Below are 7,398 nucleotides of genomic sequence, written 5' to 3'. Positions count from 1 at the left end.
CTGAAACCCTTGGGGGGAGGAACCCGGGGGGCTGGGGGGGCTGTTCAGGATCCAGGATCGCTCCGGGCTCCAGCGGGCCGATGTGTCCTTGTCTCTCTGCAAGGGGGCGCGCGAAGGACCAAATGGGGGCGTTTTCGTGGCCCCTGCATTTTTTCCGATAGTCATGGTTTTCGGGTCGCGCCGGCGCCGCGCGCGCTTCAGGGGGCCCTCTGGTCTTTCGCGCTTCGCATACTAGGTTTCACGGTATGAGCGGCGCCTCCCACGATCCTTCGACGGCCCCGGCGGGGCGCGTTCCTGTCTTCTTCGCGCGTCGCGAGCTGGACCAGCTGCTCCGGGTCTATGGCCGGCTGGTCGCGGCCGGGGACTGGCGCGACTACAGCATGACCGGCGGGGCCGATGTGGCCGAGTTCGCCGTCTATGCCCGCTCGGGCGACGCCCCGCTCTACCGGATCGAAAAGCGCCCCGCGCTCCAGACCCGTCAGGGCCAGTGGGCCGTGATCGGTCAGGGCGGGCAGGTGCTCAAGCGCGGCCGCGACCTGGCCCAGGTGCTGCGCGTCTTCGACGCCCGGCGCTTCCAGGTGATCGACTGACCCCCAAGCAAAAGGCCCCGGCGTTTCCACCGGGGCCCTTGAAGGTCCTGCGCTCAAGCCGCGAGCGTCCGCGACGCGAGCATAGCGCTGCTCAAAAAGAGTCCGCTCAAGCCGCGAGCGTCCGCGACGCGAGCATAGCGCTATGGAAGCTGCCCTAGTCGCGGCTGGCGCCCATGAAGCGCAGCAGGAACAGGAACAGGTTCACGAAGTTGATGAACAGGCTGAGCGCGCCAAAGCCGGTCAGGACGCCAAGGGCGTTCCGGTCACCACCCGTGGCGTAATAGGTCATCTTCAGCCGCTGGGTATCAAAGGCGATCAGGCCCGAGAACAGCAGCACCCCGGCCGCCGAGATGATCCAGTAGAGCGTGCCCGAGTTCATGAACATATTGACGACGCTCGCGATGATCAGGCCGATCACGCCCATGATCAGGAAGGTGCCCATCGGCGAAAGGTCGCGCTTGGTCGTGTAGCCGTACAGGCTCAGCCCGCCGAACGCCGCCGCCGTCACAAAGAAGGTCGAGGCCACAGAGGCCCCCGTATAGACCAGGAACACCCAGCCCAGCGAGGCGCCCATCGTCGCCACCACGGCCCAGTACAGCAGGTTCACGCCGCGCGCCGTCGGGTTCTTCATCATGAACATCGAGCCGAACAGCAGGACCAGCGGCGCAAATTGCACCGCCATGCCGATCATCGTCAGGCTCATCCGCCCATCCGGGCCGGTGGCATAGAAATATTGCTGCACCGCCTCGACCGTGCCGGTCACATAGGCGAGCGCGCCGGCCACCACGAGACCCAGGGCCAGTTTGTTGTAAACCCCGAGCATGAAGGCGCGCAGGCCTGCGTCCACCGACATGTCGGCGGTCTGCGGCAGGGGGCGTGCCGTGTTCCGGAATTCGTTCATTCGCGCGTCTCTCCCGCTGATCGTCTGCGGCTGATCGCCGCCTTGAGACTGAATATCGTCAGCGCCTGTCACTCACGCAAGGGAAACCGGGCTTGGAGGGCCGCATCCGGCCCGCTACCAAGGGTCGCATGTTGCGCCTGTTCACCGCCCTGGCCCTGCCGCCCGACATCGCCGAAACCCTCACCCGGCGTCAGACGGGCCTGCCCGGTGCCGCCTGGCGCCCGGTCGAGGCGCTCCACATCACCCTCAGCTTTTACGGCGAGCTCACCCGGCAACAGGCTGACGATCTGGACGGCGAGCTGTCCCGTGCCGGTGGGCGCGGACCGTTGACCCTGTCCCTGTCCGGCGTCGGAGCCTTCGGCGACGGCCACCGCGCCCATGCCGTCTGGGCCGGGGTGGCCCCAAATGACGCCCTCCATCAGCTGGCCGCCCGATGCGAGGCCGCAGGCCGCCGGGCAGGCCTCAATCCGCCGCGCCGCACCTATCACCCCCACGTCACCCTTGCCTATCTCAAGGGCGACGCCCGGCCCGATCGGGTGGGCGCCTGGGTCCAGGGCCACAACCTTCTGCAATCCCCGCCCTTCCGGCTGGACCATTTCGGCCTCTGGTCCAGCGTCACCGGTCCGCACGGCGGCACCTACCGGCTCGAACAGGAGTATCCCCTATGACCCATGCCGACACCGGCGATGTCGCCCCCGGCCCGTGGATAGAGACCGAACGCCTGATCCTGCGCCCGACCGCCATGTCGGACTTCCCCCGTTGGGCCGAGATGATGGCCGACGCCGAAGCCGCCCGCTTTATCGGCGGGGTGCAGCCGCGCGCCACCGTCTGGCGCGGGCTGATGACCATGGCCGGCGCCTGGGCGCTCACCGGGGTCGCCATGTTCTCGGTGCTGGATCGCGACACCGGCCAGTGGCTGGGCCGCATCGGCCCGTGGCAGCCCGAGGGCTGGCCGGGGCCGGAGGTCGGCTGGGGCCTGCATCCCGACGCCCAGGGCAAGGGCTATGCCATGGAGGCGGCGGTCGCCAGCATGGACTATGCCTTTGACATTCTGGGCTGGGACGAGGTGGTCCACTCCATCGACCCTGACAACCGCCCGTCACAGGTGCTGGCCGAGCGGCTGGGGTCGGTGAACCGCGGCCCGACCCGGCTGCCGGCCCCGTTCGAGGAGGTCCGCGTCGACCTCTGGGGCCAGACCCGGGCCGACTGGGCGGCGCGCAGCCGACCCTGAGGCAACCGAACGCCCCCTCAGAGCGTAACTGCCGCGACGGTTCAGCCGCTGAAGGAAAGATCCATGTCCCTGTCGCGCATGCTCGCCGCCCCGGTCGCGGTCGCCGCCCCGGTCGCGGTCGCCGCCCCGGTCGCGGTCGCCGCCCTGGCATTCACCACCCCCGCCTTCGCCCAGGCGACCAATGTCGACCTCGACCGCTTCGACGGTCGCTGGTTCGAGGTCGTCCGCAATCCGAACAATGTCCAGAAGGACTGCAGCCGCGCCCAGATCGACTTCACGCCCCAGTCACGCGCCGGGCGCTATGGCCTGACGGTCACCTGCACGCGCCGCGCGGACGGCGAGGTCGAAACCCTGCGCGCCAACGCCCGCGTGACCGATACGGCCACCAACGCCAAATTCCGCTTCACCCTGACCGGCCTGCTCAGCTTCGGCGGACTGGCCGGCCAGAACTACTGGGTCTGGGACCACGCCCCCGACTACAGCTGGGCCATCATGGGGCTGCCGGACAAGTCGAACTGGTGGATCTGGCACCGCAGCGCCAGCCCCTCGGCCGCCGAGCGCAGTCGCCTGGTCGCCCGCGCCGGCCAGCTCGGCTTCAACACCAGCCGCACGGTCCACACGGGCCGCTGACCGCCCCGCTTGAATGCGGAACATAGGTGGAACATAGTGGTGGGGTGTCTGCCACGCCGCTCCTCACGCTCAGCCTGTCGCCGGTCGAAGGCCCCCGCCCCGAGACCACCCGCCGGGTGACGCGCGGGGTGGCGCGGCTGATGGTCGATCTGGGGCATGCGCCGCTCGTCGAGGTGGCCCTGCCCAACGGCCGTCGCGCCGACGTCATGGCGCTGGGCCCGCGCGGCGAGATCGTCATCTGCGAGGTCAAATCGAGCGCTGAGGACTATCGCTGCGACCGCAAATGGGGCGACTACGCCCCCTTCTGTGACCGGTTCTATTTCGCGGTCTCGACCGGCTTTCCGCACCACATCCTGCCGGACGAGGTGGGACTGATCGTTGCCGACGACTTCGGCGGGGCCATCCTGCGGGACTCGGGGCCCCGGCCGCTGGCGCCGGCCCGCCGCAAGGCCCTGACCATCGCCTTTGGCCGACTGGCGGCCTTTCGCCGGCCCTTCTGAGGTCTAGCGCGGGGCCCGCTTGGCCAGGATGCGTTGCAGGGTCCGCCGGTGCATGCCCAGCCGCCGTGCCGTCTCCGAGACATTGTGGTCGCACAGTTCATAGACGCGCTGGATGTGCTCCCAGCGCACCCGGTCGGCGCTCATCGGATTGTCGGGCGGCTCGGGCGCGTCGCCGGTGGCCAGCAGGGCCTTGACCACATCATCCGCGTCGGCGGGCTTCTGCAGATAGTCGACCGCCCCGGCCTTGACCGCCGCCACCGCCGTGGCGATCGCGCCATAGCCGGTCAGCATGATGATGCGGGCATCCTCGCGCCGCTCGCGGATCGCCTCGACGATCTTCAGGCCGTTGCCGTCCTCCAGCCGCATGTCCAGCACGGCAAAGGCGGGGGTGCGGGCGGCGATGGCGGTCTGGGCCTCGGCGATCGAGGCGGCGGTCGCGACCTCGAAGCCCCGGGCCTCCAGCGCGCGGCCCAGCCGGGTCCTCAGCGCATTGTCATCGTCCAGAACCAGCAGCGAACGGTCATCCAGCCGGGTGATGCGAGGGTCGGTATCCGTCATGATCTGTCTCTCCAACCCCCCTCAGGTCGTCCCGGGACGCCGTTCGGTCAAGGTTCAGGGGGTGCCCTGCGACACTTCGGCATGGCTATCGCCCGCCAGCATGGGCTCCAGCGCCTGCCGTGACCAGCGGATAGCGACCCGGGCGCCGCGCGGCTTGCCCTTCGGCCCCGCCCCGGTGCCGACCGACACCCGCCCGCCGGAGCGCTCCAGCAGGGTACGGGCGATGAAGAAGCCCAGGCCCATGCCGCCCTGGCTGGGCGCGATCAGGTCTTCGGTCGGCGCGGGTTCGGGCGCGGCCCGGCCCCGGCGCGGCTTTCTGGCGCCCTTCGGCATGGCGGCGGCAGCGATCTGGGCGGCCAGCGCCCGCCGCGCCTTGCCCTGCGGCCGCGAGGTCACATAGGGCTCACCCAGCCGCGGCAGGATGTCGGGCGAAAAGCCCGGCCCGTCGTCGGCGATCTCGATCTCTATCCAGCCCGCATCGACCGCCGCCGTCAGCCGCACCTCGCGCGTGGCAAAGTCGGCGGCGTTCTCGACCAGGGTCGACAGGCCGTGGATCACCTCGGGCATGCGCTTGATGCGGGGCGGCGGGCTGCCGTCGGCCACCCGCACGACGATGCGGAAATCCAGGTCGAAGCCCTTGTGCGGGGCCGCCACCTCTTCCAGCAGGGCCTTGAGGTCCACGTCATCGTAGAGGGCATCGCCGTCCTCGGGCCGCTGCGACAGCCGCTTCAGGATCAGCCGGCACCGCTCGGCCTGTTCCAGGATCAGGGCCGCATCCTCGGCCGCCGCCGCATCGGCGGGAAAGGCGCGCTTCAGCTCCTTGGCCACGATCTGGATGGTCGCCAGCGGCGTGCCCAGCTCATGCGCGGCCGCCGCCGCCAGCCCGCCCAGCGCCGCCAGCCTCTGCTCGCGCTGCAGCACGTCCTGGGTGGTCGCCAGCGCCAGCTCCAGCTTCTCGGCATCGGCCGCGACCCGCCAGGCATAGGCCGCCGTGAACACCACCCCGGTCACCAGCGCCAGGCCGATCCCGAACCGGTACAGCGCCGGCAGGTTCAGCTCGGTCCCCGCCTGCCACGGCAGGGGCAGGGCCCAGAAGAACAGTCCGACCGTCGCCAGCAGCACCATCAGCCCCAGCACGATCGCCTGCCGCGCCGGCAGCGACGCCGCCGCCACCGTCACCGGCGCCACCAGCAGCAGGCAGAAGGGGTTCTGCAAACCTCCCGTCAACCCCAGCAACAGCGTCAGCTGCAGGATGTCGAAGCCCAGATGCGCCGCCGTCAGCCCCCCGTCGGCCACCGGCGGATCGGGCCGCTTCAACCGCCGCGTCGCCTGCAGGTTCATGGCCACGCTGGCCGCGATCACCGTCAGACAGGCCAGCAGCGGCAGGTCAAAGTGAAAGCCCAGGGTGGCCACCGCAATGGTCGCGCTCTGGCCCGTGATCGCCAGCCATCTCAGGATGATCAGCGTCCTGAGCGACAGGCCGCGACTGCGCCGGGGCAGGTTCCGCCACCCCTTCAGCCCCGGCCCCTGCGGCCCTTTATCGGCTTCTATCGTTTCCACATCCCCTCTATAGACCCGGGCCGACACGCGGGGCGAGACGCCGCGTCGCCGCAATCGTTCGCCGCACCTGTTCCGGAGGCCCCATGCCGCGCAAGACCACCATTGTTCTGGCCGCCGCCTGTCTGGGCATTGCCGCGGCTCTGGCGCTCGTCACCCTGATCGTGGTGCAGGGGCGGGGCGATACGAACGCCGGCACCGCCGGTCAGGCGCGCGAGGCGGGCGTGGAGGGCCAGCCCACCGCCGGCGGCCCCTTCACCCTGGTCAACCAGGACGGCGAGACCGTCGACCAGACCCTGCTGGACGGCCGGTGGAGCCTGGTCTTCTTCGGTTTCACCTACTGCCCCGACTACTGCCCGACCACCCTGGCCTTCCTTCAGGCGCTGAAGACCGAACTGGGGCCCCAGGGCGACGACCTGCAGATGATCTTCATCTCGGTCGACCCCGAGCGCGACACGCCGCAGGTGATGAAGGACTATCTGTCGTCCGACGGCTTTCCCGAAGGGGTCATCGGCCTGACCGGCACCACGGAACAGGTCGCCGCCGCCGCCGACGCCTATGACGTCTTCTACAGCCGCTCGGGCTCGGGCGAGGCCTATACGATGAACCACTCGCTCGCCATCTGGCTCATGGGCCCGGACGGCAAGGCCCGCCAGACCCTCAACTACGAACTCGGCCCCGAGACCGCCGCCGACATCGTCCGCCGCGTGATGGCCCGGGGCTGACCCGGGTCAGTCCTGCCGCCGCAGGGCCAGCTGCAGTTCCAGCCGCCGCAGGGCGTGGATCGTCCGGTTGGCATGGATCGCCGGCCAGATCGACAGCTTGAGCATCAGCGACGACAGGATCAGCACCGCCGCCGGCAGGCCCCAGCGCAGCGCCTCCAGCGCCTCCCCGGCCTGAAAGAACCGCCACGCGGCCCAGACCCCGGCGATGAACAGCAGCGTCTGGGTGACCAGCAGCACGACATTCATCCAACCGGTCGGCCCGGTGAATGTCTCCCCGATCTGCCGGAAATAGCCCGGCTCGGCCCCGGCCCGCTCCAGCAGGGCGCGGTCCTCTTCCCCCAGCGTGCGGGCGATCAGGGTGTCGATATCGTCGGTCATGGTCTCACTCCTTGCTCAATCAGGTGATCACGCAGCTTGCGCCGCGCATGCATCAGTCGCGTCTTGATCGTGCCTTCCGGCGCCTCGAGGGCCAGGGCCGCCTCGGCCACGCTCAGCCCGTGCAGATAGACCAGCGCCAGCGCGGCCCTCTGGTCGGGCGGCAGGGCCTCAATGCCCCGCTGCAGCGTCCGTCGGGCCAGCACATCGGGCCGGCCCCCGCTCTCACCCTCACCCCCGGCCGAGGCGTCCGCCAGACCGTCGTCCAGCGGCGCCTGCCGCGCCCGGTCCAGACCCCGCCGCCCGCCCAGCCGCCGGGCCCGCCGCGTCA

General features: G+C 70.1%; 11 protein-coding genes. 6 read left to right on the top strand and 5 right to left on the bottom strand.

Features of this window, described 5'->3' with window-relative positions:
* The first annotated feature begins 245 nt into the window (after nucleotides 1-245).
* Nucleotides 246-590 (top strand): DUF2794 domain-containing protein, encoded by a 345-nt coding sequence (locus J7346_RS14785; protein ID WP_209120735.1) that lies wholly within the window; start codon nucleotides 246-248, stop codon nucleotides 588-590.
* A gap of 154 nt (nucleotides 591-744) precedes the next feature.
* On the opposite strand, the gene J7346_RS14780 is transcribed toward J7346_RS14785, so the two are convergent.
* Nucleotides 745-1,491, bottom strand: a complete 747-nt coding sequence (locus tag J7346_RS14780; RefSeq protein WP_209120734.1) for a Bax inhibitor-1/YccA family protein — start codon at nucleotides 1,489-1,491, stop codon at nucleotides 745-747.
* Nucleotides 1,492-1,619: 128 nt separating this feature from the next.
* On the opposite strand from J7346_RS14780, the gene thpR reads away from it, so the two are divergent.
* The 4 genes from thpR (at nucleotide 1,620) to mmcB (ending at nucleotide 3,852) form a co-directional block, all read left to right on the top strand.
* Entirely contained in the window at nucleotides 1,620-2,159 is a 540-nt protein-coding gene (gene thpR / locus J7346_RS14775; RefSeq protein ID WP_209120733.1) for an RNA 2',3'-cyclic phosphodiesterase, read from the top strand.
* Nucleotides 2,156-2,722 carry a GNAT family N-acetyltransferase gene (locus tag J7346_RS14770; RefSeq protein WP_209120732.1) on the top strand — a complete coding sequence of 189 codons (567 nt, stop codon included), beginning with the start codon at nucleotides 2,156-2,158 and terminating at the stop codon, nucleotides 2,720-2,722. The genes thpR and J7346_RS14770 overlap by 4 nt, the downstream gene beginning before the upstream one ends.
* 63 nt (nucleotides 2,723-2,785) lie before the next feature.
* Nucleotides 2,786-3,352: a lipocalin family protein gene (locus J7346_RS14765; protein WP_245157923.1), complete on the top strand. Its 567-nt coding sequence runs from the start codon at nucleotides 2,786-2,788 to the stop codon at nucleotides 3,350-3,352.
* A 44-nt stretch (nucleotides 3,353-3,396) separates the two neighbouring features.
* A complete protein-coding gene (mmcB, locus tag J7346_RS14760) occupies nucleotides 3,397-3,852 on the top strand; it encodes a DNA repair putative endonuclease MmcB (protein ID WP_348521522.1) in 456 nt (151 codons plus the stop codon).
* Between the two features lie 3 nt (nucleotides 3,853-3,855).
* On the opposite strand, the gene J7346_RS14755 is transcribed toward mmcB, so the two are convergent.
* Nucleotides 3,856-4,410, bottom strand: a complete 555-nt coding sequence (locus tag J7346_RS14755) for an ActR/PrrA/RegA family redox response regulator transcription factor (RefSeq protein ID WP_209120731.1) — start codon at nucleotides 4,408-4,410, stop codon at nucleotides 3,856-3,858.
* A gap of 54 nt (nucleotides 4,411-4,464) precedes the next feature.
* Nucleotides 4,465-5,970, bottom strand: coding sequence for an ActS/PrrB/RegB family redox-sensitive histidine kinase (locus J7346_RS14750; protein ID WP_348521521.1), 1,506 nt, complete (start codon nucleotides 5,968-5,970; stop codon nucleotides 4,465-4,467).
* An 83-nt stretch (nucleotides 5,971-6,053) separates the two neighbouring features.
* On the opposite strand from J7346_RS14750, the gene J7346_RS14745 reads away from it, so the two are divergent.
* A complete protein-coding gene (locus J7346_RS14745) occupies nucleotides 6,054-6,692 on the top strand; it encodes an SCO family protein (protein ID WP_209120730.1) in 639 nt (212 codons plus the stop codon).
* A gap of 6 nt (nucleotides 6,693-6,698) precedes the next feature.
* Here the strand turns inward: J7346_RS14745 and J7346_RS14740 are convergent, their stop codons facing one another.
* Together J7346_RS14740 and J7346_RS14735 are read right to left on the bottom strand one after the other, a co-directional pair.
* Nucleotides 6,699-7,070: a DUF6768 family protein gene (locus J7346_RS14740; protein ID WP_209120729.1), complete on the bottom strand. Its 372-nt coding sequence runs from the start codon at nucleotides 7,068-7,070 to the stop codon at nucleotides 6,699-6,701.
* Nucleotides 7,067-7,398 (bottom strand): sigma factor-like helix-turn-helix DNA-binding protein (locus tag J7346_RS14735; protein ID WP_245157922.1); only part of this gene is annotated, 332 nt, incomplete at its 5' end. The genes J7346_RS14740 and J7346_RS14735, both read right to left, overlap by 4 nt.

Source organism: Brevundimonas sp. A19_0 (assembly GCF_017744255.1).
Lineage (GTDB): Bacteria > Pseudomonadota > Alphaproteobacteria > Caulobacterales > Caulobacteraceae > Brevundimonas.
Note: the sequence above shows the minus strand (reverse complement) of the source record. Positions and strands in the feature narration are given on the sequence as shown.

Excerpts from the sequence above, each read along its gene's own strand:
- J7346_RS14785 (WP_209120735.1), top strand. The coding sequence starts at position 246 with ATGAGCGGCGCCTCCCACGATCCTTCGACGGCCCCGGCGGGGCGCGTT.
- J7346_RS14780 (WP_209120734.1), bottom strand. The coding sequence starts at position 1,491 with ATGAACGAATTCCGGAACACGGCACGCCCCCTGCCGCAGACCGCCGAC.
- thpR (WP_209120733.1), top strand. The coding sequence starts at position 1,620 with ATGTTGCGCCTGTTCACCGCCCTGGCCCTGCCGCCCGACATCGCCGAA.
- J7346_RS14770 (WP_209120732.1), top strand. The coding sequence starts at position 2,156 with ATGACCCATGCCGACACCGGCGATGTCGCCCCCGGCCCGTGGATAGAG.
- J7346_RS14765 (WP_245157923.1), top strand. The coding sequence starts at position 2,786 with ATGTCCCTGTCGCGCATGCTCGCCGCCCCGGTCGCGGTCGCCGCCCCG.
- J7346_RS14755 (WP_209120731.1), bottom strand. The coding sequence starts at position 4,410 with ATGACGGATACCGACCCTCGCATCACCCGGCTGGATGACCGTTCGCTG.
- J7346_RS14745 (WP_209120730.1), top strand. The coding sequence starts at position 6,054 with ATGCCGCGCAAGACCACCATTGTTCTGGCCGCCGCCTGTCTGGGCATT.
- J7346_RS14740 (WP_209120729.1), bottom strand. The coding sequence starts at position 7,070 with ATGACCGACGATATCGACACCCTGATCGCCCGCACGCTGGGGGAAGAG.